A 26,461-nucleotide genomic window follows, 5' to 3' on the forward strand; every position below is an offset into this window, starting at 1 on the left:
CTTCCATGCAATGAGGAAGCGGCACATCCATGGTTGACAAGACCCAGGGCATCATCGACCCGCCCATCGACGAGCTCCTCTCGAAGGTCGACTCGAAGTACGCGCTCGTGATCTTCGCCTCCAAGCGGGCCCGCCAGATCAACGACTACTACGCCGACCTCCACGAGGGCAGCCTGTTCGACAACGTGGGGCCGCTCGTCGACTCCACCATCGACGACAAGCCCCTCTCGGTCGCCATGCACGAGATCAACGAGGACAAGCTCGTCGCCACGCCCATCGTGGAGCCCGCGGCCTCCTAGCCGCTCCGCCCCGGATGCCCCGCGCCGACCGCACCCCGCCCGCCCTCCCGGCCCTCGAGCCCCGGAGCGCCGCGCGGTGATGGTCGTCGTGGGGATCACGGGCGGCATCGCGGCCTACAAGGCCGTCGGCGTGGTCCGGGGCCTCGTGCTCCTCGGCCACGACGTGCACGTCGTGCCCACCGAGGCCGCGCTCCGCTTCGTCGGGAAGCCGACGCTCGAGGCCGTGAGCCGCAACCCGGTCACGAGCGACCTCTACGACGGGGTCTCCGAGGTCCGCCACGTGGCGCTCGGCCAGAAGGCCGACCTCATCGTCGTCGCCCCCGCCACCGCGCACACGCTCGCGTCGATGGCCCTGGGGCTCTCGGACGACCTGCTCGGCACCACGGTCCTCGCCAGCCGCGCGCCGTTGGTCGTCGCCCCCGCGATGCACACCGAGATGTGGCAGCACCCGGCGACCCAGGCCAACGCGGCGCTCCTCCGCTCCCGCGGCGTCACGCTCGTCGGTCCCACGTCCGGCCGCCTCACCGGCACCGACTCGGGGCCCGGCCGCATGGCCGAGGTCGAGGACGTCATCGCCGCGGCCCTCGCCGCCGTCCGCCCCGGCGGGCGCGACCTCGAGGGGCGACGCATCGTCGTCTCCGCGGGCGGCACGCGCGAGCCGCTGGATCCCGTGCGCTTCCTCGGCAACCGCTCCTCCGGCCGGCAGGGCGTCGCCCTCGCGACGGCCGCGCGCGACCGCGGGGCCGACGTGGTGCTCGTCGCCGCGCACCTCGAGGTGCCCGCGCCGTCGGGCGTCCGCGTCGTGCCCGTCTCGACCGCGCTCGAGCTCTCCGACGCCATGGTGCGCGAGGCCGAGGAGGCCGACGTCGTGATCATGGCCGCGGCCGTCGCCGACTACCGGCCCGTCTCCGTGTCCGCGGGGAAGATCAAGAAGGAGCAGGCGGGCGACGCGCTCTCCGTCGAGCTGGTGCGGAACCCGGACATCCTGCAGCGCCTCGCCGCCGACGCCGCCATGCCGCGCGCGGACGGCACGCGCCGCCTCGTCGTGGGCTTCGCCGCCGAGACCGAGGAGGACCCGGCCGAGCTGGTGCGGATCGGCCGCGAGAAGCTCGCGCGGAAGGGCTGCGACCTGCTCGTCCTCAACAGGGTCGGGTGGTCCGAGGGGTTCGCCACGGAGGGCAACACGATCACGGTGCTCGCGAGGAGCGGAGATACACTGGCCGAGGCCTCCGGCTCCAAGGAGCAGGTCGCCCATCGAATTCTCGACGTCGTGGGCGCGCCGATTCCGCAGTAGCGAACGGCGCGCGACCACGCGATCCCCTGGAGCTCCTCTGTGACCGACCTGCGCCTGTTCACCTCCGAGTCCGTCACCGAGGGCCACCCCGACAAGATCTGCGACCAGATCTCGGACAGCATCCTCGACGCGCTCCTGGCGCAGGACCCGACGAGCCGCGCGGCCGTCGAGACGCTCGTCACCACGGGCCTGGTGCACGTGGCCGGCGAGGTCACCACGAGCGGGTACGTCGACATCCCGCAGATCGTGCGCGACCGCATCCGGGACATCGGCTACGACTCGTCCGAGGTCGGCTTCGACGGCAGCAACTGCGGTGTCACGGTGTCCATCGGCGCGCAGTCGCCCGACATCGCGCAGGGCGTCGACCGCTCGTACGAGTCCCGCTCGGGATCCGCGTCCACCGACGCGCACGACCTCCAGGGCGCCGGCGACCAGGGCCTCATGTTCGGCTACGCGTCGCGCGACACCCCCGTCTTCATGCCCCTCCCCGTGTACCTCGCGCACCGCCTCGCCGAGCGCCTCGCGGCCGTCCGGCACTCGGGCGAGCTCGCCTACCTCCGGCCCGACGGCAAGACGCAGGTCACGATCGGCTACGACGGCCTCGTCCCGCGCACGGTCGACACCGTCGTGCTCTCCACGCAGCACGGCCCGCAGGTGTCGCAGGAGGACCTCCGCCGCGAGGTCGAGGAGCACGTCATCCGCCCGGTGCTCGCGCAGGCCGCCGAGATCGGCATCGAGCTCGACTCGCGCGACGCGACCCTGCTCATCAACCCCACGGGCAAGTTCGAGATCGGCGGGCCCAAGGGCGACGCCGGTCTCACCGGCCGCAAGATCATCGTCGACACCTACGGCGGCTTCAGCCGGCACGGCGGCGGCGCGTTCAGCGGCAAGGACCCGTCGAAGGTCGACCGCAGCGCCGCGTACGCCATGCGCTGGGTCGCGAAGAACGCGGTCGCCGCGGGCCTCGCCGACCGGCTCGAGGTGCAGGTCGCGTACGCCATCGGCAAGGCCGCGCCCGTCGGCCTCTACGTCGAGGCGTTCGGCACGGCGCACGTGCCCGAGGAGCGCATCGTGCGCGCCATCCGCGACGTCTTCGACCTGCGTCCCGCCGCCATCGTCGAGCGGCTCGACCTGCTCCGCCCCATCTACGCGCAGACCGCCGCCTACGGGCACTTCGGCCGCGAGCTGCCGGACTTCACCTGGGAGGCGCTCGACCGTGTCGCCGACCTGCAGAGCGCCGCGGGGCTCTGACGCGCCCAGCCGCACGGCCCGCCGCGTGAGCGGGGGAGCGCGATGACGGCGGCGGATGCGGCGGCCGGTGCGACCGGTGCCGCCGCGCCCGACGCGTCGAGCGCGCCCGCGCGCCCGCCCGTGGTGCGGGTCATGGTCGACTCGCCGCTGCCGCAGCTCGACCGGCTGTTCGACTACGCGGTCCCCGAGGCGCTGCGGGAGACGTGCGTCCCCGGCGTCCGCGTGCGCGTGCCGCTGCGCTCCGCGGGACGCGTGGCCGACGGCTACGTGGTCGAGGTCGGCGACGGGCAGGGCTACGACGGCGCGCTCAGCGAGGTGGAGCAGGTCGTGTCGCCGCTGCCCGTGCTGCGGCCGGAGATCTGGACGCTCGCGCGGGAGGTCGCCGACCGGCAGGCCGGCACCGTGTCCGACGTGATCCGGCTGGCCGTGCCGCCGCGGCAGGTGCGCGTGGAGAAGGCGCACCTCGCGGCGCTGGGGGCGGCCGCCGACGCGGATCCGGTCGAGGCGCCCGAGGACCCCGCCGGCGTCGCCGAGCCCGCCGACGCCGTCCCCGAGGCCCTCCCGCCCGTCGACGGCTACGCGCCCGGCACGCTCGACGCGGTGGTCGACGGATCCGGTCGCGCCGCCGTCGACGCGATCCCCGAGGTCGTCGAGCTGCCGGGCGGGGCGTGGGCCGGCCGCTGGGCCGTCACGCTCGCGCAGGCCGCCGCGCGCGTGCTCGCGTCCGGCCGCAGCAGCGTCCTCGTCGTCCCCGACTACCGCGACCAGGACCAGCTGGAGGCCGCCCTCGCGGCGCACGCCCCGGCCGGATCCGTGCTGCGCACCGACGCGCGCCAGTCCGGCCCCGACCGCTACCGGTCCTTCCTCGCCGGGCTCGGCGACGCGCCCCGCATCGTGGTCGGCAACCGCTCGGCCGTCTACGCGCCCGCGCCGCGCCTCGGCCTCGTCGCGATGTGGGATGAGGGCGACCCGCTGCACGCGGAGCCGCTGAGCCCCTACGCCCACGCGCGCGACGTGGCGCTCCTCCGCAGCCGCCAGCAGGGGACGGCGCTCGTCCTGCTCGCGCACTCGCGGAGCACCGAGGTCGAGCGCCTCGTCGCGATCGGCTACCTGGGCACCGTCTCGCCCGCGGTCAACCGGCCGCCGCGCGTCATCCCGACCACGTCGCAGACGGGCGACGAGGGCTTCGCCCGGCAGGCCCGGATCCCGTCGGGCGCGTGGCGCGCGGCCAAGGACGCGGTGGAGCACGGGCCGGTCCTCATCCAGGTCGCGCGCCCCGGCTACGCGCCGCTCGTCGCCTGCCGGGCCTGCCGCCAGGCCGCGCGCTGCACCGTCTGCACGGGCCCGCTCGGCATGTCCACCGCCACGAGCACGCCCACGTGCGGCTGGTGCGGGCACCTCGCGGGCGACTGGCGCTGCGCCAACTGCGGATCCGACGAGCTGCGCCTCGTGACCATCGGCGCCGGCCGCACGGCGGAGGAGCTGGGCCGCGCGTTCCCCGGGGTGCAGGTCGTGCTGGCCGACGGCGAGCGCCACGTGCAGGAGGTGGACGCGGAGTCGCGCCTCGTCGTCGCCACGCGCGGCGCCGAGCCCGTGGCCGCGGGCGGCTACCGCGCGATCCTGCTCCTCGACGGCGAGCGGATGCTCGCGCGGGAGAGCCTGCGGGTGGGGGAGGACGTGCTGCGCCAGTGGTCGAACGCCGCCGCCCTCGCCGCGCCGCGCGCGCCCGTGATGCTCGTGGGCGTCGGCGGCCAGGTCGCGCGCGCCCTCGCCACCTGGCAGCAGCCGCGGTACGCGCACGAGGAGCTGCTCGAGCGGCGTGCTCTGCGCTTCCCGCCCGCGGTGCGCGCCGCGAGCGTCGAGGGGCTGCCGGACGCGGTCGGCGCCGCCGTCGAGCGGCTCGACGGGATCGAGGGGGTCGACGTGCTCGGCCCCGTCCCGACCGAGCAGGGCCGCGTGCGCGCCATCGTCCGGCTCGACTACGCGGCGGGCCCCGACGCGGCGCGCGAGCTCCGCGCGGCCGTCGTGCGCAACGCCTCCAGCCGCCGCAAGCCCGTCGCGGGCCGCACCGGGTTCCGGCCCACCGTCCCGCTCCGTGTACGGTTCGACGACACGGGGCTGTTCTGATCCGCGGCGCGCCCGCCGCCCGCGCCACGGCCCACTCCACCGGCGGCGCCGCCCCGGCCCCCGCCTCCTCCGCCCGCCCCGACCACCCCGCACGCCGTCCCCGGGAGGGATCCGCATGAGACTCGTCTTCGCCGGCACGCCCCTGGCGGCCGTGCCCTCACTTCAGCTCCTCGCCGCGTCCGGCCACGAGGTCGCCCTCGTCGTCACGCGCGCCGACGCGCCGCTCGGCCGGAAGCGCGTGCTCACGCCGTCGCCCGTCGCCGCGGAGGCCGAGCGCCTCGGCATCCCGACGCTCCGCGTGAACCGGCTCGACGAGGAGGCGACCGCCCGCATCGCCGCCGTCGAGGCCGACCTCGGCGTGATCGTCGCGTATGGCGGCCTGGTGCGCGAGCCGCTGCTGTCCACGCCGGCGCGCGGCTGGATCAACCTGCACTTCTCGCTCCTGCCCCGGTGGCGCGGCGCCGCGCCCGTGCAGCGGTCGATCATGGCGGGCGAGCGCGTCACGGGCGCGAGCGTCTTCCAGCTCGAGCGCGGCATGGACACGGGTCCCGTCTTCGCCATGGAGGAGCGGCCCACGGGCGACCACGAGACCGCCGGGCATGTCCTCGACGCCCTCGCGGTCCAGGGCGCCGACCTGCTCCTGCGCACGGTCGACGCGATCGCCGCGGGCACCGCCGTCGCGCGCTCCCAGGAGGGCGAGCCGACGCTCGCGCCCAAGACCACGATCGAGGACGGCCGCATCGACTGGGCGCGGCCGGCGGAGGAGGTGCTCGCCCGGATCCGCGGCGTCACGCCCGAGCCCGGCGCGCACACGTCCGTGGACGACGTGCGCCTCAAGGTCCACCGCGCGGCCGCCCTGCGCGACGCCGCGCCGCTCGCGCCCGGCGCGATCGCCGTCGTCGACGGCCGCGTCGCCGTCGGCACCGCCAGCCACCCCGTCGAGCTCATCCAGGTGCAGCCCGCCGGCAAGAGCCCGATGCCCGCCGCCGACTGGTGGCGCGGCGTCTCGAGGAAGGACGTGACCGCGCGATGAGCGAGAGCACAGGACGCCCCGCCCGCCGACCGGGCGGCCGCCGTCGCCCCGACGATCGACCCGACGTCGGCGGTCCCGCCACCGTCAGCCCCGCCCGCCGCGTCGCCTACGATGTCGTGAGCGCGGTCCGCGAGTCCGACGCGTACGCGAACCTGCTGCTGCCGGTCAAGATCCGCCGCGCCGCCCTCTCCGCGCAGGACGCGGCCCTCGCCACCGAGCTCGCCTACGGCACGCTCCGCATGTCCGGGTACTACGACCGCGTGATCGAGCTCGCCGCCGGCCGCCCCGTCACCGCGATCGACGCGCCCATCCTCGACGTGCTGCGCCTCTCGGTCCATCAGCTCCTCAGCATGCGCGTCGCCACGCACGCGGCCGTGAACGAGGGCGTCGACATGGCCCGCGCGGTCGGATCCCGCTCCGCCACGGGCTTCGTCAACGGCGTCCTCCGCACCGTCACGCGCTCAGAGCCCGCCGAGTGGCGCCAGCGCGTGCTCGACAGCGCCGCGAGCGACGACGAGCGCCTCGCCCTCGAGCACTCGCACCCGCTGTGGGTGCTCCGCGCGCTCCGCCAGGCGCTCGCCCGCGAGGGCCGCGCCGACGAGCTCGAGGACCTGCTCCGCGCCGACAACGCCGCGCCCGCCGTCAGCCTCGTCGCGCTCCCGGGCCTCGCGACCGTCGCGGAGACCGGCGAGCAGCCGGCCGCGTTCTCGCCCGTCGGCGCGTACCTCGAGGGCGGCGATCCGATGGACGCGCCCGGCGTCGCCGAGGGCCGCGTCCGCGTGCAGGACGAGGGCTCCCAGCTCGCCGCCCTCGCGCTCAGCCGCGCGCGCCCCGTCACCCCCGGCGAGCGCTGGCTCGACCTCTGCGCGGGCCCCGGCGGCAAGGCCGCGCTCCTCGCCGCGGAGGCCGGTCGCTCCGGCGCCCTGCTCACCGCCAACGAGGTCGTGCCCGCCCGCGCCGGGCTCGTCCGCGACGCCCTCCGCGCCGTCCCCGGCGACACCGAGGTCTGGGAGCTCGACGGCACGACCGTGGGGGAGGAGCACCCGGGCGCCTTCGACCGGATCCTGCTCGACGCCCCGTGCAGCGGCCTCGGCGCCCTCCGCCGCCGCCCCGAGGCGCGCTGGCGGAAGACCCCGCGCGACGTCGCGGGCCTCGGCGCGCTCCAGGCCGGCCTCATCGACTCCGCCATCGGCGCGCTCGCGCCCGGCGGGATCCTCGCCTACGTCACGTGCTCGCCGCACCTCGCCGAGACCCGCGCCATCGTGCAGGCCGCGCTCCAGCGCCACCCGGACGTGACCGCGCTCGACACGCGCGCCGTGCTCGCGGAGGTGGCCGACGGCGACCTCGAGCTGCCCGCCGACCCCGACGCCGGGGCCCGCGGATCCAGCGTGCAGCTCTGGCCGCACCGGCACGGTACGGACGCGATGTTCATCGCCCTGCTGACCCGCCGGTAGGGTCGGGATCATGCCCGTCCGCATCGAACCGAGCATCCTGTCCGCCGACTTCGCGAACCTCGAGCGCGAGATCCAGCGCCTCGTCACCGCCGACCTCGTGCACGTCGACATCATGGACAACCACTTCGTGCCGAACCTCACGTTCGGGCTGCCCATGGTGCAGCGCCTGCAGGAGGTGACGCCGGTCCCGCTCGACATCCACCTGATGATCGACGACGTCGACCGTTGGGCCCCCGGCTACGCGGAGGCGGGCGCCGCGAGCGTCACCTTCCACGCGGAGGCCACGCGGGAGCCCGTCGCGCTCGCCCGGCGGCTCCGCGAGATCGGCGCGCGCGCCGGCATCGCGCTGAAGCCCGGCACCCCCGTCGACGACTACCTCGACCTCCTCCACGAGTTCGACCAGGTGCTCGTGATGACGGTCGAGCCCGGCTTCGGCGGCCAGTCGTTCATGCCCGAGACCATGCCCAAGCTCCGCGCGCTGCGCTCGCGCCTCCGCGACACCGGGCACGACGTGTGGCTGCAGGTCGACGGCGGCATCGACGTCGAGACCATCGGCCGCGCGGCCGAGGCCGGCGCCGACACGTTCGTCTCCGGATCCGGCGTCTTCCGCGGCGGCGACCCCGAGGCCTCCATCGCCGAGCTGCGCCGCGCGGCCGAGGCGCACCCGCACGCGCACTGAAGCCCTGCGCGGGATCTGCTTGACTGGATCCATGACCGACACCACCAAGCCCGAGGTCGAGCCCGTCGACGGCCCGGCCCCCGCAGAGCTCACCATCTCCGACATCACCGTGGGCGACGGCCCCGAGGCCCAGCCCGGCGACACGGTCGACGTGCACTACCTCGGCGTCGACTTCGAGTCCGGCGAGGAGTTCGACTCCTCGTGGAGCCGCGGCCAGTCCGTGCGCTTCCCCCTCCGCAGCCTCATCGCGGGCTGGCAGCAGGGCATCCCCGGCATGAAGGTCGGCGGACGCCGCCAGCTCGTCGTCCCGCCGGAGCTCGCCTACGGCCCCGCGGGCGGCGGCCACCGCCTCTCCGGCCGCACCCTGATCTTCGTGATCGACCTGCAGGGCGTCGGCTAGCGCCGGATCGCACCAGCAGCACCACCGGGAGGCCGGGAGCGCATCGCTCCCGGCCTCCCGTCGTCGTCCGAGGGGTGCTCGGGACGCCTGTACCCTGGAGCACGTGAAGACCTTCGATGACCTGTTCGGCGAGCTGACCCGCATCGCCGCCGAGCGGCCCGAGGGGTCCGGCACCGTCCGCGAGCTCGACGGCGGCGTGCACGCGATCGGCAAGAAGGTCGTCGAGGAGGCCGCCGAGGTCTGGATGGCGGCCGAGCACGAGTCCGACGACCGCGCGGCCGAGGAGATCTCGCAGCTGCTGTACCACGTGCAGGTCATGATGATCGCGCGCGGCCTCACCCTGGAGGACGTCGGCCGACATCTGTGACGCGCCCCGTCACCCGTCGACCCCACCCCGGAAGAAGTGATCCCCATGCTCCGTGTCGCCGTGCCCAACAAGGGCTCGCTCGCCGAGACCGCCGCCCAGATGCTCGCGGAGGCCGGGTACGCCGGACGCCGCGACCCGAAGGAGCTCTACGTCCTCGACGCGCGCAACGACGTCGAGTTCTTCTACCTCCGCCCCCGTGACATCGCGACCTACGTGGGATCCGGCGCGCTCGACGTCGGCATCACCGGCCGCGACCTCCTCATCGACTCCGCGTCCGAGGCGGCGGAGACCGCGGAGCTCGGCTTCGCGGGATCCACGTTCCGCTTCGCCGGTCCCGTCGGCCGCTTCTCGGACCTGGCCGACCTCGCCGGCGTCCGCATCGCCACGAGCTACCCCGTCCTGGTCGGCGGCTTCCTCCGCGAGCACGGCGTCGAGGCGCAGCTCATCCGCCTCGACGGCGCGGTCGAGTCCGCCATCCAGCTCGGCGTCGCCGACGCGATCGCCGACGTGGTCGAGACGGGCACCACGCTGCGGAAGGCCGGCCTCGAGATCTTCGGCCCCGTGATCCTCCGCTCCACCGCCGTCCTCATCTCCGGCGCCGAGGAGAAGGCGGGCGCCGCCACGCTGCTCCGCCGCCTCGAGGGCGTGCTCGTCGCCCGCCGCTACGTGCTCATGGACTACGACGTGCCGCTCGACCTGCTCGACGCCGCCACCGCGATCACGCCCGGCATCGAGTCGCCCACCATCTCGCCGCTGCAGGATCCCGCCTGGGTCGCCGTGCGCTCGATGGTGCCGCGCGACGACACGAACCAGATCATGGACCGCCTGCACGAGGTCGGCGCGCGCGCGATCCTCGTCAGCCCCATCCACGCCGCCCGGATCTGACCGTGGCCGCGAACGTGGTCCCCGTCCCCGCGGCGCACCTCGCCGTGCGCGTCATCCCGTGCCTCGACGTGGCCGCGGGCCGCGTCGTCAAGGGCGTCAACTTCCTCGACCTGCAGGACGCGGGCGATCCCGTCGAGCTCGCGCGCCTCTACTACGAGCAGGGCGCCGACGAGCTGACCTTCCTCGACGTCACGGCGACGGTCGAGGACCGCTCGACCATGTACGACGTCGTGAGCGCGACCGCCGAGCAGGTCTTCATCCCGCTCACCGTCGGCGGGGGAGTGCGCAGCGCCGACGACGTGGCGCGCCTGCTCGCGAGCGGCGCCGACAAGATCGGCGTCAACAGCGCGGCCATCGCGCGGCCCGACCTCGTGGGCGAGATCGCCGACCGGTTCGGCGCGCAGGTGTGCGTGCTCTCGCTCGACGTGACGCGCGGCGACACGGAGTCCGGCTTCGTCGTCACCACGCACGGCGGCCGCACGCGCACGACGATCGACGCGGTCGCCTGGGCCCGCGAGGCCGTGGAGCGCGGCGCGGGCGAGCTGCTCGTCAACTCCATCGACGCCGACGGCACGCGCGACGGCTTCGACCTCGAGCTCGTGGCCGCCATGCGCGCCGCGAGCCGCGTGCCCGTCATCGCCTCGGGCGGCGCGGGCGAGCTCGACCACTTCGCGCCCGCGATCGAGGCCGGCGCCGACGCCGTGCTCGCCGCGAGCGTCTTCCACTCCCGCCGGTTCACCATCGGCGACGTCAAGGGCGCCCTCGCGGACGCCGGTCAGGTGGTGCGGCGATGACCGACGGCTTCCCCGCGTCTCCCGAGACCTCCGAGACCACGGCGCCCGACGTCGAGGGCATCCTCGCGCGCGCGGCCTTCGCCGACGACGGCCTGCTCCCCGCCGTGATCCAGCAGCACGACACGCGCGAGGTCCTCATGCTCGGCTACATGGACCGCGAGGCCCTGCGCCGCACGCTCACCACGGGCCGCGTCACCTTCTGGTCCCGCTCCCGGAGCGAGTACTGGCGGAAGGGCGACACCTCCGGCCACGCCCAGTTCGTGCGCGACGCCGCGCTCGACTGCGACGGCGACACGGTCCTCGTCCAGGTCGACCAGGTAGGAGTGGCCTGCCACACCGGTACGCGCACGTGCTTCGACGCCGACCACCTGCACCCCGTCACGGGCGCGCGTCCCGCCGCCGACGAAGGGCCCACCCCATGACCGAGTCCCCGCGCCCCGCCGCGCCAGCCCCCGGCACGACCACGCGCGACGGCTTCCGCTCCCTCGCCGCCGACCACCGGGTGATCCCCGTCCTCCGCGAGGTCTTCGCGGACGGCGAGACGCCGGTCGGCGTGCACCGCAAGCTCACCGCGGGTCGTCCGGGCAGCTTCCTGCTCGAGTCCGCCGGCCAGGGCGGCATCTGGACCCGCTTCTCCTTCGTCGGCGTCTCGTCCTTCGGCGTGCTCACGCAGCACGGCGACGAGGCCCGCTGGCTCGACTACGGCATCGACGCGGCGCGCGCCCTCGGCGACGACGCGCCCGACGGCCCGCTCGCCGCCCTCGCCGCGCTCTACGCGCGCTGGGAGACCCCCCGGATCCCCGGCCTCCCGCCGCTCACGGGCGGCCTCGTCGGCTTCATCGGCTGGGAGGCCGTGCGCCAGATCGAGCGTCTGCCCGACCGTCCGCCGGCCGAGGTCCCCGTGCCCGGCCAGGCCCTCAGCTTCGTCTCCGAGCTCGCGGTGCTGGACCACCGGCGCGGCACGGTCACGCTCGTCGCGACCGCGCTCAACGACGGCGTCGACGACGAGGACGCCATGTGGGCCGACGCGCAGGCGCGCCTCGACCGCATGCAGGCCGACCTCGCGCGCCCCTCCGAGACCTTCCTCGCCGAGGTCGACCTGCAGGCCCAGCCGTCGCCGACGCTCCGGACCCGGCCCGCCGACTTCCACGAGGCCATCGCGCGCAGCAAGCACCACATCCACGAGGGCGACGTCTTCCAGGTGGTCGTCTCGCAGCGCTTCGACCAGCCGACGACCGCCGACCCGATCGACGTGTACCGGATCCTCCGCGTGCTCAACCCGAGCCCGTACATGTACCTGCTCACCCTCGAGGACGCGGACGGGAAGCCGTACTCGATCGTCGGATCGTCGCCCGAGGCGCTCGTCACGGTCACCGACGACCACGTCTACATGCACCCCATCGCCGGGTCCCGGCCGCGCGGCCGCACCACCGAGGAGGACCTCGCGCACGAGGAGTCGCTCCTCGCCGACCCGAAGGAGCGCGCCGAGCACCTCATGCTGGTGGACCTCGCGCGCAACGACATGCTGAAGGCGTGCGCCCCGGGATCCGTCGAGGTCACCGAGTTCATGCGGGTCGAGCGGTTCAGCCACATCATGCACCTGGTGAGCTCGGTCGAGGGCACGCTCCGGCCCGGCGTCTCGAGCATCGACGTCTTCCGCGCCACGTTCCCGGCGGGCACGCTCTCGGGCGCGCCCAAGCCGCGCGCGCTGCAGATCATCGACGAGCTCGAGCCCGCCCAGCGCGGCGTCTACGGGGGAGTGGTCGGCTACTTCGACTTCGCGGGCGACGCCGACCTGGCCATCGCGATCCGCACGGCCACCATCGTCGACGGCGTCGCCCACGTGCAGGCCGGCGGCGGCATGGTCGCCGACTCCGACCCCGACGCCGAGTACCTCGAGTCGCAGAACAAGGCGGCGGCGCCGCTGCGCGCGGTCGCGGTCGCCGAGGCCATGCGGCGCGTGCGCTGATGCGGGTCACCCGCCGCACGAAGTCCCTCGCCCTCCTGCTCGTCCTCGCCACGAGCGCGGCCACCTTCCTCGGCTGGTCGCAGGAGTGGTCCACGCTCCGGGTCGGCGGCCAGGCCCCCGCGCTCGTCCCGGTCGCCGGCGACGTCGCCGCGCCCGCGCTCAGCGCGCTCGCGCTGTCCAGCCTCGCCCTCGCCGGCGCGCTCGCCATCGCGGGCCGCGCGCTCCGCGTCGTGCTCGGGGTGCTGCAGGCGCTCATCGGCCTCACGGTCGCGCTCACGGCGCTGACCGCCGTCGTCAGCCCCGTCCAGGCGGGCGAGGGCGCGGTCACGACCGTGACGGGCGTCGCCGGATCCGCGCCCGTCGCCGACCTCGTCGTCGGCTGGACGACCACTCCCTGGGGGCCGGTCACGCTCGTCGCGGGCATCGCGTCCGCGCTCACGGGCGTGCTCGTCGCGATCACCGGCCCGCGCTGGCCCACGGGCCGCTCCCGCTACGACGCGCCGGAGGCCGCCTCCGCCGCGCGCATCGTCCCCCGCGAGGACCCGGTCGCCGCCTGGGACAGCCTCAGCGGCGGCGCGGATCCGACGCGCCGGGAGGCCGGCGACGCCGACGACGGCGGGATCGACCCCGCTCCCGCCGACGGGTCCGGGGCCCGCCCGGACGCCCCCGCCGGCCCTCCCCAAGCCGACGGCCGCCCCGACGCCGCCGGGTAGACTCGACCCATTCCCGTCCGTACGACCCACGAGGAGCACGCATGTCCACAGAGTCCGCAGAACCCGGCCACGGCAACTCGCCGGCGGCCTGGACGGCTGTCGTCATCATGCTCGTCGCGTTCGCCGTCGGCACCATCGCCTTCTGGTTCGCCATCGAGCCCGTCGTGTGGGCCTCCGCGGTCCTCGCGATCCTCGGCTGGATCACCGGCGGCGTCATGAAGAAGCTCGGCTTCGGCGTCGGCGGGCACCGCACCGCTCCCACGAAGGCGCACTCCTAGTGCTGGGCGACCTGCTCGCCGGTGCCCTCGAGGACGCGGCCGCACGCCGTGAGCTGCGTCCCCTCGCCCAGGTCGAGGCCGACGCGCTCGCGCGTCCTGCGGCCCTCGACGCCCTGAGCGCCCTCGCGCCCTCCGACCGCGTCAAGATCATCGCCGAGGTCAAGCGCTCCAGCCCCTCGCGCGGCGCGCTGGCCGAGATCCCGGATCCCGCGCTCCTCGCCTCCCGCTACGAGACCGGCGGGGCGAGCGCCATCAGCGTCCTCACCGAGGGCCGCAAGTTCCGCGGTTCGCTGCAGGACCTCGAGCAGGTCCGCGACACGGTGTCCATCCCCGTGCTCCGCAAGGACTTCATCGGCGAGCCGTACCAGGTGCTCGAGGCGCGCGCGTCCGGCGCCGACCTCGTCCTCCTCATCGTCGCGGCGCTCGACCAGAAGACCCTCGTGGAGCTGCACGCGCTCGTGGGCGAGCTCGGCATGACCGCGCTCGTGGAGACGCACTCCGCCGAGGAGGTGTCCCGCGCGCTCGACCTCGGCGCGCAGGTCGTCGGCGTCAACGCCCGCAACCTCACCACCTTCGAGCTCGACCGCGACCTCTTCGGCCGCCTGGCCGACTCCATCCCCGCGGGCGTCGTCCGCATCGCCGAGTCCGCGGTCAAGACCGCCGACGACGTGGCCCACTACCGCCGCTCCGGCGCGGACGTCGTCCTCGTGGGCGAGGCCCTCGTCACCGGCGACCCCGTCCGCACCCTGACCGAGTTCCTGGAGACACGCCCATGACCGACCTCCGCAGCGCGACCGGCCCGTACTTCGGCGACTTCGGAGGGCGCTACGTCCCCGAGTCGCTCGTCGCGGCGCTCGACGAGCTGTCGGAGGCGTGGGAGGAGCTGAAGGTCGACCCGGCCTTCATCCAGGAGCTGCAGGAGCTGCACCGCACGTACACCGGGCGGCCGTCGCTCATCACCGAGGTGCCGCGGTTCGCCGAGCACGCCGGCGGCGCGCGCATCATCCTCAAGCGCGAGGACCTCAACCACACCGGCTCGCACAAGATCAACAACGTGCTGGGTCAGGCCCTGCTCACGAAGAAGATCGGCAAGAAGCGCATCATCGCCGAGACGGGCGCGGGCCAGCACGGCGTCGCCACCGCCACGGCGGCCGCGCTCTTCGGGCTCGACTGCGTCATCTACATGGGCGAGGTCGACACCGAGCGCCAGGCCCTCAACGTCGCCCGGATGCGCCTGCTCGGCGCCGAGGTCGTCCCCGTCCGCTCGGGCTCCCGCACGCTCAAGGACGCCATCAACGACGCCATGCGCGACTGGGTCACGAACGTCGAGACCACGAACTACGTCTTCGGCACGGTGGCGGGTCCGCATCCGTTCCCGGCCATGGTCCGCGACCTGCAGAAGGTCATCGGCGAGGAGGCGCGCGAGCAGGTCCTCGCGCTCACCGGCCGGCTGCCCGACGCGGTCGCCGCGTGCGTCGGCGGCGGATCCAACGCCATCGGCATCTTCCACGCCTTCCTCGACGACGCCGACGTGGCGCTCTACGGCTTCGAGGCCGGCGGGGACGGCGCGGAGACCCCGCGCACGGCGGCCACCATCACCAAGGGCCGCCCGGGCATGCTGCACGGCGCCCGCAGCTACCTCCTCCAGGACGAGGACGGCCAGACCATCGACTCGCACTCCATCTCCGCGGGCCTCGACTACCCGGGCGTCGGCCCCGAGCACTCCTGGCTGTCGGACCTCGGCCGCGCGACGTACCGTCCGGTCACGGACGACCAGGCCATGAGCGCACTGCGCCTGCTCAGCCGCACCGAGGGCATCATCCCCGCCATCGAGTCCGCGCACGCCCTCGCGGGCGCGCTCGAGCTCGGCAAGGAGCTCGGCCCGGAGTCGATCATCCTGATCAACCTCAGCGGCCGCGGCGACAAGGACATGGAGACCGCCGGCGCCTACTTCGACCTCATCGACGCCGGGGCGGAGCAGTCGTGACCGCGGCCGCGCACGCCGCCCCGTCCGCGGGCAGCCCCGTCGAGCGCACCATCGCGCTGCGCCGCGAGCAGGGATCCGGCGCGCTCGTCGGCTACCTGCCCGTCGGCTTCCCGGACATCGCCACGAGCATCGAGGCCGCCGTCGCGCTCGTCGAGAACGGCGTCGACGTCATCGAGCTCGGCCTGCCGTACAGCGACCCCGTGATGGACGGCCCCGTCATCCAGCGCGCCACGCAGACGGCGCTCGCGCAGGGCTTCCGGCTCCGCGACGGGTTCGACGCCCTGCACGCCATCACGCAGCGCGTCGACGCCCCCGTCCTCCTCATGACCTACTGGAACCCCGTCGTGCAGTACGGCGTCGAGCGCTTCGCGGACGACATCGTCGCCGCGGGCGGCGCCGGGCTCATCACCCCCGACCTCATCCCGGACGAGGGCGCCGACTGGCTCGCCGCCTCCGAGCGCACCGGCCTCGACCGCGTGTTCCTCGCGGCGCCGTCGTCGAGCGAGGCGCGCCTGCACCAGGCCGTCGAGCGCAGCCGCGGCTTCGTGTACGCGGTCTCCACGATGGGGATCACGGGCGCGCGGCAGGACGTCGACCAGGCCGCCCGCGGCCTCGTCTCGCGCCTGCGCGACGCCGGCTCCACGAGCGCGTGCGTGGGCATCGGCATCTCCACGGGCGACCAGGTGCGCGAGGTGCTCGGCTACGCCGACGGCGCCATCGTCGGCTCCGCCCTCGTGGCCGCCCTGGCGGACGAGGGCGTGCCCGGCGTCGCCCGCGCCGCGGCCGGTCTCGCGCGGGGAACCGCGCTACAGTAGCCCCCGGCCCGCGGTCCCGCCGCGCCCGCCGATCCCCCTGCGAAAGTGAGCGCCATCCGTTGTTCGCCCCGATGAGCATCCCCAGCCCGGATCCGTCCGACACCCGGTTCGACGTCACGGCGTGGCTCCAGGGCTTCGGCATCGACCTCCCGCTCACCTTCGTCATCCACGCCTACGCGGTGTGCATCCTCATCGGCATCGTGATCGCCGCGTTCCTCACGAACCACCGGCTCACGAAGCGGGGCGCGGAGCGATGGGTGACCATCGACTTCACGCTGTGCGCGCTCGTGCTCGGCATCGTGGGCGCCCGCGCCTTCCATGTGCTCACGCACCCCGGAGACTACTTCTACGAGGGCGCCGACCTCCTGCGCGTGCTCTACGTCTGGGAGGGCGGCATCGCCATCTTCGGTGCGCTCATCGGCGGCGCCGTGGGCGTCTGGCTCGGCTCCAAGTGGACGGGCGTCCGCTTCTGGACCTTCGCCGACGCGCTCGCCCCCGGCCTCCTCCTCGCGCAGGCGGCCGGCCGCATGGGCAACTACTTCAACCAGGAGCTCTTCGGCACGCCCACCACGCTCCCGTGGGGCCTCGAGGTCGACCCGACCAACGCGGCCTTCCCGGCCGGGCTCCCGGCGGGCACGCTCTTCCACCCCACGTTCCTCTACGAGATCGTGTGGAACGTCGCCGGTGCCCTGCTCATCATCCTGCTCGGCCGCGCGGTGCGCCTGCAGTGGGGCCGCGGCCTCGCCGTGTACCTCATGTGGTACGGCCTCGGCCGCATGGTCTTCGAGTCCATCCGCATCGACCCGAGCGAGATCATCCTCGGCATCCGCACCAACGTCTGGGCCGCGTTCCTCGCGGTCGCCATCGGCCTCGTCCTCTTCATCGTCCAGACCCGCCGCCACGTGGGCAGCGAGCCCGGCCCGTACCTCCCGGGGCGCACCCCCGACGAGGTTGCGGCGCGCAGGCGGGCCGCGGGGAAGGACGGCGGCGAGCGCGGGGTAGACTCCGTCTACACGGATTCGGATTTCACCGACGGCGACGCCGATCGGGCATCCACCGGGTCGGACTCCCACGCTCTCCCCGCCACAAGCGGACGCGGCGCCTAGTCCCCAGCGCGGGCACACCCGCGGTCACCGTCCCTCCCGCGGGACGGTCCCCACCACAGGGCCAGCGACGTCCCTCCGCAGTGCATCTAGGACGGTTCCCATGGCGTTCTCCTCCACCTCCCCTCCCGGCGGCTCCTTCCCCGTGAAGCAGGGCCTCTACGACCCGGCGTTCGAGAAGGACGCGTGCGGCCTGGCCATGGTGGCCACGCTGCGCGGCACCCCGGGCCACGACATCATCGTGAACGCGCTCGACGCGCTGCGGAACCTCGAGCACCGCGGCGCCATCGGCTCCGACGCGGGCACCGGCGACGGCGCCGGCATCATGACCCAGATCCCTGACGAGTTCCTGCGCGGGGTCGTGGGCTTCGACCTGCCGCCCATGGGGGAGTACGCCGTCGGCATGGCCTTCCTGCCGACCGACGACGCCGAGCGCGAGGAGCTGCAGGCCGGCATCGAGCGCCTCGCCGGCGACGAGCGCCTGCGGGTGCTCGGCTGGCGCGAGGTCCCGGTCGACCAGACGCACCTCGGCAACCTGGCGCGCAAGGCGATGCCGGCGTTCCGCCAGCTCTTCCTCTCCTCGGACGCCCCGGAGTCCTCCGTGGAGCGACCCGCGGGCCTCGCCCTCGACCGCCTCGCGTTCCGCCTCCGCAAGCGCGCGGAGCGGGAGCTCGGCGCCTACTTCATCTCGCTGTCGTCGCGCACGCTCGTCTACAAGGGCATGGTCACCACGCTCCAGCTGGAGCCGTTCTACCCCGACCTCTCCGACGAGCGCTTCGCCTCGAAGCTCGCCATCGTGCACTCGCGGTACTCCACGAACACGTTCCCGTCCTGGCCGCTCGCGCAGCCCCTGCGGATGATGGCGCACAACGGCGAGATCAACACCGTCGCGGGCAACCGCAACTGGATGCGCGCCCGCCAGTCCCAGCTCGAGTCCGAGCTGCTCGGCGACCTCTCGCCGCTGATGCCCATCGTCACGCCCGGCGCGAGCGACTCGGCGTCCTTCGACGAGGTCCTGGAGCTCCTCAGCCTCAGCGGCCGCAGCCTGCCGCACGCCATGATGATGATGGTCCCCGAGGCGTGGGAGAAGCAGACGGACATCGACCCCGTCCGCCGCGACTTCTACGAGTACCACTCGATGGTCATGGAGCCGTGGGACGGCCCGGCCGCGCTCACCTTCACCGACGGCACGCTCGTCGGCGCCACCCTCGACCGCAACGGCCTGCGCCCCGGCCGGTACCTCGTCACGCACGACGGCCTCGTCGTGCTCGGCAGCGAGATCGGCGTGCTCGAGATCGACCCGGCTCGCATCGCGCGCAAGGGCCGCCTGCGTCCCGGCAAGATGTTCCTCGTCGACACCGAGGCGGGCCGCATCATCGAGGACGACGAGATCAAGTCCCAGCTGGCCGCGAGCGCGCCGTGGGGCGAGTGGCTCGAGAACCGGATCCACCTCGCCGACCTGCCCGAGCGCGAGCACGTCGTGCACACGCCGGCCTCCGTCGTCCGCCGCCAGCGCACCTTCGGCTACACCGAGGAGGAGGTGCGGATGCTCCTCATGCCCATGGCGAAGGTGGGCGCCGAACCCCTCGGCGCCATGGGGTCGGACACGCCCATCGCCGTCCTCTCGCAGCGCCCGCGCCTGCTGTTCGACTACTTCACGCAGCAGTTCGCGCAGGTCACGAACCCGCCGCTCGACTCCATCCGCGAGGAGGTCGTCACCAGCCTCCGCCTCGGCCTCGGGCCGCAGCGCAACCTCCTCGACGCCGGCCCGGAGCACACCAAGCAGGTCGTGCTCGACTTCCCCGTCATCGACAACGACGAGCTCGCCAAGGTCATCCACATCGACCACCGGCCGGGCAGCCGCACCACCACGATCGTCAGCGGCCTCTACCGCGTCGACGACGGGCCGCTCGCGATGCAGAGGCGCATCGACGCCATGTGCGACGAGGTCGACCGCGCCATCGAGCACGGCGCGCAGTTCATCGTGCTGTCGGACCGCGACTCCAACCGCGACCTGGCGCCGATCCCGTCGCTGCTCATGATCGCGGCCGTCCACCACCACCTCATCCGCAAGCAGACCCGCATGAAGGTCGGCATCGTGGTCGAGGCGGGCGACGTGCGCGAGGTGCACCACATCGCGCTGCTCATCGGCTACGGCGCGTCCGCGGTCAACCCGTACCTGGCCATGGAGTCGTGCGAGGAGCTGGTCCGCAGCGGGATGCTCACGGGCGTCACGGCGGAGAAGGCCACGCGGAACCTCATCAAGGGGCTCGGCAAGGGCGTGCTCAAGATCATGTCGAAGATGGGCATCTCCACCGTCTCGTCGTACGCCGGCGCGCAGTGCTTCGAGGCCGTCGGCCTCTCGCAGGCGCTCGTCGACCAGTACTTCTCGGGCACCACCACGCGCCTCGGCGGCGTCGGCATCGACGTCATCGCGACGGAGAACGCCGCCCGCCACCGCAGCGCGTACCCGACCGACGGCGCCGTGCTCTCGCACGAGCGCCTGCAGACGGGCGGCGAGTACCAGTGGCGCCGCGACGGATCCCCGCACCTGTTCAACCCGGACACGATCTTCCGCCTGCAGCACGCCACGCGCACGCGCCGGTACGACATCTTCCGCGAGTACACGTCCATGGTCGACGCGCAGTCGAAGGACCTCATGACGCTGCGCGGCATGTTCCAGCTGCGCACGGGCACGCGTCCGCCGGTGCCGCTCGACGAGGTGGAGCCCATCAGCGAGATCGTGAAGCGCTTCTCCACCGGGGCGATGAGCTACGGCTCGATCTCCGAGGAGGCGCACGAGACGCTCGCGATCGCCATGAACCGGCTCGGCGCCAAGTCGAACACGGGCGAGGGCGGCGAGAACGTGGAGCGCCTGCTCGACCCCGAGCGCCGCAGCTCCATCAAGCAGGTCGCGTCCGGGCGCTTCGGCGTCACGAGCATGTACCTCACGCACGCCGACGACATCCAGATCAAGCTCGCGCAGGGCGCCAAGCCCGGCGAGGGCGGCCAGCTGCCGCCCGGCAAGGTCTACCCGTGGGTGGCCCGCACGCGGCACGCGACCGCGGGCGTCGGCCTCATCTCCCCGCCGCCGCACCACGACATCTACTCGATCGAGGACCTCAAGCAGCTGATCTTCGACCTCAAGCGCGCGAACCCCTCCGCCCGGATCCACACGAAGCTCGTCAGCCAGTCGGGCATCGGCGCGGTCGCCGCGGGCGTCGCGAAGGCGCTGAGCGACGTGATCCTCGTCTCGGGCCACGACGGCGGCACGGGTGCGAGCCCGGTCAACTCGCTCAAGCACGCGGGCACCCCGTGGGAGCTGGGCCTGGCCGAGACGCAGCAGACCCTCCGCCTCAACGGCATGCGCGACCGCGTGGTCGTGCAGGTCGACGGGCAGATGAAGTCCGGCCGCGACGTCATCGTCGGCGCGCTGCTCGGGGCCGAGGAGTTCGGCTTCGCCACGGCGCCGCTCGTCGTCTCGGGCTGCATCATGATGCGCGTCTGCCACCTCGACACCTGCCCCGTCGGCGTCGCCACGCAGAACCCGGAGCTGCGCAAGCGCTTCCCGGGCAAGGCCGACCACGTCGTCAACTTCTTCGAGTTCATCGCGCAGGAGGTGCGCGAGCACCTGGCCGCGCTCGGCTACCGCTCGCTCGACGAGATCGTGGGTCGCAACGACCTGCTCGGCGTCGAGGACGCGGTGGACCACTGGAAGGCGTCGGGGCTCGACCTCACGCCGATCCTGGTGGGCCCGACCTTCGCCGGGGGCGAGCCCATGAAGCACGCGCGGTCGCAGGACCACGAGCTCGAGGACCACTTCGACAACCAGCTCATCCGCCTCAGCCGCGACGTGCTCGAGAACGGCGGCCGCGTGGAGATCGACCTGCCCGTGCGCAACACGGCGCGCGCGGTCGGCACGATGCTCGGCCACCTCGTCACCAAGGGGCACGGGGAGAACGGGCTGCCGACGGGATCCATCGACGTCACCCTGCGCGGCTCCGCCGGCCAGTCCTTCGGCGCCTTCATGCCGTCGGGCATCACGCTGCGCCTCATCGGCGACAGCAACGACTACCTGGGCAAGGGCCTGTCGGGCGGCGACATCGTCGTGCGCCCGGACGACCGGGCCGGCTTCCCCGCGGAGGAGAACGTCATCGCGGGCAACGTCATCGGCTACGGCGCCACGCAGGGCACCATGTTCATCCGCGGCATGGTGGGGGAGCGGTTCCTCGTCCGCAACTCGGGCGCCACCGCGGTCGTCGAGGCCGTGGGCGACCACGCGCTCGAGTACATGACGGGCGGGCTCGCGCTCGTGCTCGGCGGCACCGGCCGGAACATCGGCGCGGGCATGTCGGGCGGCACGGCGTACGTGATCGACCTCGACCACGACCGCATCAACACCGACGCGCTCGCCACGGGCGAGCTCGAGCTCCACCCGCTCGGGAGCGCCGACGTCGAGATCGTGACCGACCTCCTCCGCCGGCACCTCGCCGAGACCGGATCCACCGTGGCCGAGCGCCTGCTCGCCGAGCCGGAGACATCCATGCACCGCTTCACCAAGATCCTGCCGCGGGACTACGCGGCCGTCCTCGCCACCCGCCAGACCGCGGTGGACGAGGGCCTCGACCCCGACGGCGACGTCGCCTGGAAGCGCATCCTGGAGGTGACCGGTGGCTGACCCCAAGGGCTTCCTCAAGGTGACGGAGCGCGAGCTCCCCAAGCGCCGACCCGTCTCGGTCCGGCTCATGGACTGGAAGGAGGTGTACGAGCAGCAGGAGCGCGGCGAGCTCGTGCGCCAGGCCGGCCGGTGCATGGACTGCGGCATCCCGTTCTGCCACCAGGGCTGCCCCCTCGGCAACCTGATCCCGGAGTGGAACGACCTCACGTGGCGCGGCGAGGGCCGCCAGGCCATCGAGCGCCTGCACGCCACGAACAACTTCCCGGAGTTCACGGGCCGGCTGTGCCCCGCGCCCTGCGAGAGCTCGTGCGTGCTCGGCATCAACCAGCCGCCCGTCACGATCAAGCAGGTCGAGGTGTCGATCATCGACGACGCCTTCCAGAACGGATGGGTCGAGCCGCACCCGCCGGAGCGCCTCACGGGCAAGACCGTGGCGGTCGTCGGATCCGGCCCCGCCGGCCTCGCCGCCGCCCAGCAGCTCACGCGCGCCGGGCACACGGTCGCGGTCTTCGAGCGCGACGACCGCATCGGCGGGCTGCTGCGCTACGGGATCCCCGACTTCAAGATGGAGAAGCGCCACCTCGAGGCGCGCCTGGCGCAGATGACCGCCGAGGGCACCCGCTTCCGCGCGGGCGTCGACATCGGGAAGGACATCACCTGGTCCGACCTCCGGCTCCGCTACGACGCGGTCGTCGTGTGCACGGGCTCGCTCGTGCCCCGCGACCTCGACATCCCGGGGCGCGACGTCGACGGCATCCACTTCGCCATGGACTACCTGCGCCAGTCGAACCACGCCACGGCGGGCGACCAGGTGCCCGAGCAGATCCACGCGGAGGGCAAGCACGTCGTCGTCCTCGGCGGCGGCGACACCGGCGCGGACTGCATCGGCACCGCCCACCGCCAGAAGGCGGCCTCGGTCACGAACCTCGCGATCGGCCAGCAGCCGCCGTCGGAGCGCCGCGCCGACCAGCCCTGGCCCACGTACCCGACCCTGTTCGAGGTGTCGAGCGCGCACGAGGAGGGCGGCGAGCGCCACTACCTCGCCTCCACGGTCGAGTTCCTGAAGGACGACGACGGCCACGTGCGCGCCGTCCGCGTCGCGGAGACGGAGTTCCGCGACGGACGCCGCGTGCCCAAGTCGGGCACCGAGCGCGAGATCCCCGCCGACCTCGTGCTGCTCGCCCTCGGCTTCACGGGTCCTGAGAAGGACGCGCTCGAGTCGCAGCTGGCGGTCCCGTTCGACGACCGCGGCAACGTGGCGCGCGGCGAGGACTACCAGACCGACCAGGCCGGCGTCTTCGTCGCGGGCGACGCGGGCCGCGGGCAGTCGCTCATCGTGTGGGCCATCGCGGAGGGACGTTCAGCGGCGTCCGCCGTCGACCGGTACCTTGAGGGGGACACGGAGCTCCCGTTCCCGGTCCGTCCCACGGACCGCGCTCTCTCCATCTGACCCGGCCGTCGCGCCCCGGCGTGCGACCGCGACCACTCACCCGAACCGCGTCCGTGTGCGACGCAGAAACGCGAGACAGACAGAGCATGACCAGACGAGCGAAGATCGTCGCGACCCTCGGGCCCGCGACCAGCTCCTATGAGAGCATCCGCGCCATCATCGACGCCGGCGTGGACGTGGCCCGGATGAACCTGAGCCACGGCACCTACGACGTCCACGAGGGCATCTACTCCATCATCAGGAAGGCCGCGGACGACGCGGGCCGCGCGGTCGCGGTCCTGGTCGACCTCCAGGGCCCGAAGATCCGCCTGGGCAAGTTCTCCGACGGCCCGCACGACCTGGCCTTCGGCGACACCTTCGTCATCACCGTCGAGGACATCCTGGGCACGAAGGACATCTGCTCCACCACCTACAAGGGCCTCCCGGGCGACGTGAAGCCGGGCGACCCGCTGCTCATCGACGACGGCAAGGTCACGCTGCGCGTGGTCTCCACCGACGGCACGCGCGTCACGACCACGGTCGAGGTGGCCGGCACGGTCAGCAACAACAAGGGCATCAACCTCCCGGGCGTCGCGGTCAACGTGCCCGCCCTCTCCGAGAAGGACGAGGCGGACCTCCGCTGGGGCCTCCGCCTCGGCGCCGACCTCATCGCGCTGAGCTTCGTCCGCGACGCGTCGGACATCGTCCGCGTGCACGAGATCATGGACGAGGAGGGCCGCCGCGTCCCCGTCGTCGCCAAGGTCGAGAAGCCGCAGGCCGTCGACGCGCTCGAGGAGATCGTCGACGCGTTCGACGCGATCATGGTCGCCCGCGGCGACCTGGGCGTCGAGCTGCCGCTCGAGGCCGTGCCGATCGTGCAGAAGCGCGCGGTCGAGCTGGCCCGCCGCAAGGCGAAGCCGGTCATCGTCGCCACGCAGATGCTCGAGTCCATGATCACGAGCCCGCGTCCCACGCGCGCCGAGGCCTCCGACTGCGCCAACGCGGTGCTGGACGGCGCCGACGCGCTCATGCTGAGCGGCGAGACGAGCGTGGGCGAGTTCCCCGTCGTCACCGTGAAGACCATGGCGCGCATCATCGAGTCGACCGAGGAGCACGGGCTGGAGCGCATCCCGGAGCTCGGCACGCGCCCCTTCACGCAGGGCGGCGCCATCACGCTCGCGGCGGCCGAGGTCGCCGAGTTCGTCGAGGCGAGGTTCCTCTGCGTCTTCACCGAGTCGGGCGACTCCGTCCGGCGCATGACGCGCCTGCGCAACGGCATCCCGATCCTCGCGTTCACGCCGAACGAGGGCATCCGCCGTCGCCTCGCGCTGTCGTGGGGCGTGCAGACGTACCTCGTCGACACCGTCACGCACACCGACCAGATGTTCCACCAGGTCGACGACGTGCTCCTCGCGGAGGGCCTCGCCGAGGTCGGCCAGAAGGTCGTCGTCATCGCGGGATCCCCTCCCGGGATCGCGGGCTCGACCAACGAGCTGCGCGTCCACGTCGTCGGCGACGCCGTGAACGAGGCGGCTCCCGCGTACGAGAAGTAGCGCACGGTCCGCGGCGGCTCCCGCCCGCTGGCACGCGAGAGGGCGGGCGACCAGATGGTCGCCCGCCCTCTCCGCATCCCTCGCGGGACCCGGTGCCGGATGTGGGACTCGAACCCACACGCCCTCACGGACAGAGCATTTTGAGTGCTCCGCGTCTGCCATTCCGCCAATCCGGCGCACCCGGTCCGCACGCGGACCCCGCGGGCTGCCCGCCCATCCGCCGCGCACCGGCCAGGCTGACGATACCGTAGGCTCCTATCCGTGAGTGACCAGGAAACAGCCCCCGCAGCCCCCCGCCGTGTCGTCGTCGCCGAGGACGAGTCGCTCATCCGCCTCGACATCGTGGAGACGCTCCGCGACAACGGCTTCGAGGTCGTCGGCGAGGCCGGGGACGGCGAGACCGCCGTCGCGCTGGCCACGGAGCTGCGGCCGGACCTCGTCATCATGGACGTCAAGATGCCCCAGCTCGACGGCATCTCCGCGGCCGAGCGGCTGAACCGCAACCACATCGCGCCCGTCGTCCTCCTCACGGCGTTCAGCCAGAAGGAGCTCGTGGAGCGCGCGGGCGAGGCCGGCGCGCTGGCCTACGTCGTCAAGCCGTTCACGCCCAACGACCTGCTGCCTGCCATCGAGATCGCGCTGGCCCGCTACGCCCAGATCATCACGCTCGAGGCGGAGGTGTCCGACCTCGTCGAGCGCTTCGAGACCCGCAAGCTCGTCGACCGGGCCAAGGGCCTGCTCAACGAGAAGATGGGCCTCACCGAGCCCGAGGCGTTCCGCTGGATCCAGAAGGCGTCGATGGACCGCCGCCTCACCATGCACGACGTGGCCCAGGCCATCATCGAGCAGCTCAGCGCCAAGAAGTAGCCCGCCGCGGGGCCACCCGCAGCGCCTGACGCGCGTCAGCGCCGCGTGCGCTCGCGGATGATGTTCGTGATGCGCACGGTGGAGAGCCGCCGGCCCTCGTCGTCGGTGAGCACGATCTCGTGCGTCGTCAGCGTGCCGCCCAGGTGGATCGCCGTGCAGGTGCCGGTGACCGTGCCCGACGACGCGGAGCGCGTGTGGCTCGCGTTGAGCTCGATGCCGAACGCGACGCGGTCGGGGCCGGCGTGGACGTTGGCGGACATGGATCCGAGCGACTCCGCGAGCACGACGTACGCGCCGCCGTGGACGACGCCGTAGGGCTGCGTGTTCCCCTCGGCGGGCATGGTGGCGACCGAGCGCTCCGGGCTGAGCTCCTGGAAGACGATGCCCATCTTCTCCGCGAGCGCGCCCACGTCCTGGGGTTGGCGGAGGAGCCGCGCGGTGGCGTCGGCGTCGGGTGCGGGCTGCGTCATCGGGATCCTCCGGGCC

Annotated in this window: 24 protein-coding genes and 1 tRNA gene; 23 read left to right on the plus strand and 2 right to left on the minus strand. The window is 73.5% G+C overall.

All coding sequences use genetic code 11. The features are described 5' to 3' along the window. Nucleotides 1-29: 29 nt before the first annotated feature. The 22 genes from rpoZ (at nt 30) to pyk (ending at nt 25,108) form a co-directional block, all read left to right on the plus strand. Nucleotides 30-299 (plus strand): DNA-directed RNA polymerase subunit omega, encoded by a 270-nt coding sequence (rpoZ, locus tag ACMT9T_RS01045; protein ID WP_012038467.1) that lies wholly within the window; start codon nt 30-32, stop codon nt 297-299. Between the two features lie 76 nt (nt 300-375). Continuing rightward, complete coding sequence (gene coaBC / locus ACMT9T_RS01050) at nt 376-1,593, plus strand: bifunctional phosphopantothenoylcysteine decarboxylase/phosphopantothenate--cysteine ligase CoaBC (RefSeq protein ID WP_414743853.1); 1,218 nt, start codon at nt 376-378, stop codon at nt 1,591-1,593. Between the two features lie 39 nt (nt 1,594-1,632). After that, nucleotides 1,633-2,844, plus strand: a complete 1,212-nt coding sequence (gene metK / locus ACMT9T_RS01055; RefSeq protein WP_414743854.1) for a methionine adenosyltransferase — start codon at nt 1,633-1,635, stop codon at nt 2,842-2,844. Between the two features lie 42 nt (nt 2,845-2,886). Further along, nucleotides 2,887-4,971, plus strand: coding sequence for a primosomal protein N' (locus ACMT9T_RS01060; RefSeq protein WP_414743855.1), 2,085 nt, complete (start codon nt 2,887-2,889; stop codon nt 4,969-4,971). A gap of 115 nt (nt 4,972-5,086) precedes the next feature. Continuing rightward, on the plus strand, nt 5,087-6,004 hold the full coding sequence (gene fmt, locus ACMT9T_RS01065; protein ID WP_414743856.1) for a methionyl-tRNA formyltransferase: 918 nt from the start codon (nt 5,087-5,089) through the stop codon (nt 6,002-6,004). Continuing rightward, complete coding sequence (locus tag ACMT9T_RS01070; protein WP_414743857.1) at nt 6,001-7,458, plus strand: RsmB/NOP family class I SAM-dependent RNA methyltransferase; 1,458 nt, start codon at nt 6,001-6,003, stop codon at nt 7,456-7,458. Before fmt ends, ACMT9T_RS01070 begins: the two co-directional genes overlap by 4 nt. Nucleotides 7,459-7,468: 10 nt before the next feature. After that, nucleotides 7,469-8,137 carry a ribulose-phosphate 3-epimerase gene (rpe, locus tag ACMT9T_RS01075; protein ID WP_414743858.1) on the plus strand — a complete coding sequence of 223 codons (669 nt, stop codon included), beginning with the start codon at nt 7,469-7,471 and terminating at the stop codon, nt 8,135-8,137. A gap of 31 nt (nt 8,138-8,168) precedes the next feature. After that, complete coding sequence (locus ACMT9T_RS01080) at nt 8,169-8,537, plus strand: FKBP-type peptidyl-prolyl cis-trans isomerase (protein WP_012038460.1); 369 nt, start codon at nt 8,169-8,171, stop codon at nt 8,535-8,537. A 103-nt stretch (nt 8,538-8,640) separates the two neighbouring features. Beyond that, nucleotides 8,641-8,904: a phosphoribosyl-ATP diphosphatase gene (locus ACMT9T_RS01085; protein ID WP_012038459.1), complete on the plus strand. Its 264-nt coding sequence runs from the start codon at nt 8,641-8,643 to the stop codon at nt 8,902-8,904. 45 nt (nt 8,905-8,949) lie between these two features. After that, nucleotides 8,950-9,789, plus strand: coding sequence for an ATP phosphoribosyltransferase (hisG, locus tag ACMT9T_RS01090; protein ID WP_414743859.1), 840 nt, complete (start codon nt 8,950-8,952; stop codon nt 9,787-9,789). A 2-nt stretch (nt 9,790-9,791) separates the two neighbouring features. Then, nucleotides 9,792-10,583, plus strand: coding sequence for an imidazole glycerol phosphate synthase subunit HisF (hisF, locus tag ACMT9T_RS01095; RefSeq protein WP_414743860.1), 792 nt, complete (start codon nt 9,792-9,794; stop codon nt 10,581-10,583). Then, nucleotides 10,580-11,005, plus strand: a complete 426-nt coding sequence (gene hisI, locus ACMT9T_RS01100) for a phosphoribosyl-AMP cyclohydrolase (protein WP_414743861.1) — start codon at nt 10,580-10,582, stop codon at nt 11,003-11,005. Before hisF ends, hisI begins: the two co-directional genes overlap by 4 nt. After that, the gene (locus ACMT9T_RS01105; protein ID WP_414743862.1) at nt 11,002-12,552 is read left to right on the plus strand and encodes an anthranilate synthase component I; all 1,551 of its coding nucleotides are present in this window, start codon (nt 11,002-11,004) and stop codon (nt 12,550-12,552) included. Before hisI ends, ACMT9T_RS01105 begins: the two co-directional genes overlap by 4 nt. Next, nucleotides 12,552-13,265, plus strand: coding sequence for a Trp biosynthesis-associated membrane protein (locus ACMT9T_RS01110; protein ID WP_414743863.1), 714 nt, complete (start codon nt 12,552-12,554; stop codon nt 13,263-13,265). Before ACMT9T_RS01105 ends, ACMT9T_RS01110 begins: the two co-directional genes overlap by 1 nt. A gap of 41 nt (nt 13,266-13,306) precedes the next feature. Further along, on the plus strand, nt 13,307-13,543 hold the full coding sequence (locus tag ACMT9T_RS01115) for a DUF6704 family protein (RefSeq protein ID WP_116055567.1): 237 nt from the start codon (nt 13,307-13,309) through the stop codon (nt 13,541-13,543). Beyond that, nucleotides 13,543-14,319: an indole-3-glycerol phosphate synthase TrpC gene (trpC, locus tag ACMT9T_RS01120; RefSeq protein WP_414743864.1), complete on the plus strand. Its 777-nt coding sequence runs from the start codon at nt 13,543-13,545 to the stop codon at nt 14,317-14,319. The genes ACMT9T_RS01115 and trpC overlap by 1 nt, the downstream gene beginning before the upstream one ends. After that, nucleotides 14,316-15,530 (plus strand): tryptophan synthase subunit beta, encoded by a 1,215-nt coding sequence (trpB, locus tag ACMT9T_RS01125; RefSeq protein ID WP_414743865.1) that lies wholly within the window; start codon nt 14,316-14,318, stop codon nt 15,528-15,530. The genes trpC and trpB overlap by 4 nt, the downstream gene beginning before the upstream one ends. Continuing rightward, nucleotides 15,527-16,345 (plus strand): tryptophan synthase subunit alpha, encoded by an 819-nt coding sequence (gene trpA, locus ACMT9T_RS01130; RefSeq protein WP_414743866.1) that lies wholly within the window; start codon nt 15,527-15,529, stop codon nt 16,343-16,345. Before trpB ends, trpA begins: the two co-directional genes overlap by 4 nt. 71 nt (nt 16,346-16,416) lie before the next feature. Next, the gene (gene lgt / locus ACMT9T_RS01135) at nt 16,417-17,451 is read left to right on the plus strand and encodes a prolipoprotein diacylglyceryl transferase (RefSeq protein ID WP_414743867.1); all 1,035 of its coding nucleotides are present in this window, start codon (nt 16,417-16,419) and stop codon (nt 17,449-17,451) included. A gap of 100 nt (nt 17,452-17,551) precedes the next feature. Then, complete coding sequence (gltB, locus tag ACMT9T_RS01140) at nt 17,552-22,126, plus strand: glutamate synthase large subunit (protein WP_414743868.1); 4,575 nt, start codon at nt 17,552-17,554, stop codon at nt 22,124-22,126. Then, a complete protein-coding gene (locus tag ACMT9T_RS01145) occupies nt 22,119-23,576 on the plus strand; it encodes a glutamate synthase subunit beta (protein WP_414743869.1) in 1,458 nt (485 codons plus the stop codon). Before gltB ends, ACMT9T_RS01145 begins: the two co-directional genes overlap by 8 nt. Before the next feature lie 86 nt (nt 23,577-23,662). Further along, nucleotides 23,663-25,108 (plus strand): pyruvate kinase, encoded by a 1,446-nt coding sequence (gene pyk, locus ACMT9T_RS01150; RefSeq protein WP_414743870.1) that lies wholly within the window; start codon nt 23,663-23,665, stop codon nt 25,106-25,108. A 93-nt stretch (nt 25,109-25,201) separates the two neighbouring features. On the opposite strand, the gene ACMT9T_RS01155 is transcribed toward pyk, so the two are convergent. Then, a tRNA-Leu gene (locus ACMT9T_RS01155) sits at nt 25,202-25,284 on the minus strand. An 85-nt stretch (nt 25,285-25,369) separates the two neighbouring features. Here ACMT9T_RS01155 and ACMT9T_RS01160 point away from each other — a divergent pair. Further along, nucleotides 25,370-25,975 (plus strand): ANTAR domain-containing response regulator, encoded by a 606-nt coding sequence (locus ACMT9T_RS01160; protein WP_086517571.1) that lies wholly within the window; start codon nt 25,370-25,372, stop codon nt 25,973-25,975. 35 nt (nt 25,976-26,010) lie between these two features. On the opposite strand, the gene ACMT9T_RS01165 is transcribed toward ACMT9T_RS01160, so the two are convergent. Next, nucleotides 26,011-26,445, minus strand: coding sequence for a PaaI family thioesterase (locus tag ACMT9T_RS01165; RefSeq protein ID WP_414743871.1), 435 nt, complete (start codon nt 26,443-26,445; stop codon nt 26,011-26,013). Nucleotides 26,446-26,461 lie beyond the last annotated feature (16 nt).

It is taken from the genome of Clavibacter vidaverae (genome assembly GCF_047529985.1).
GTDB classification, from domain to species: Bacteria; Actinomycetota; Actinomycetes; order Actinomycetales; family Microbacteriaceae; genus Clavibacter; species Clavibacter nebraskensis_A.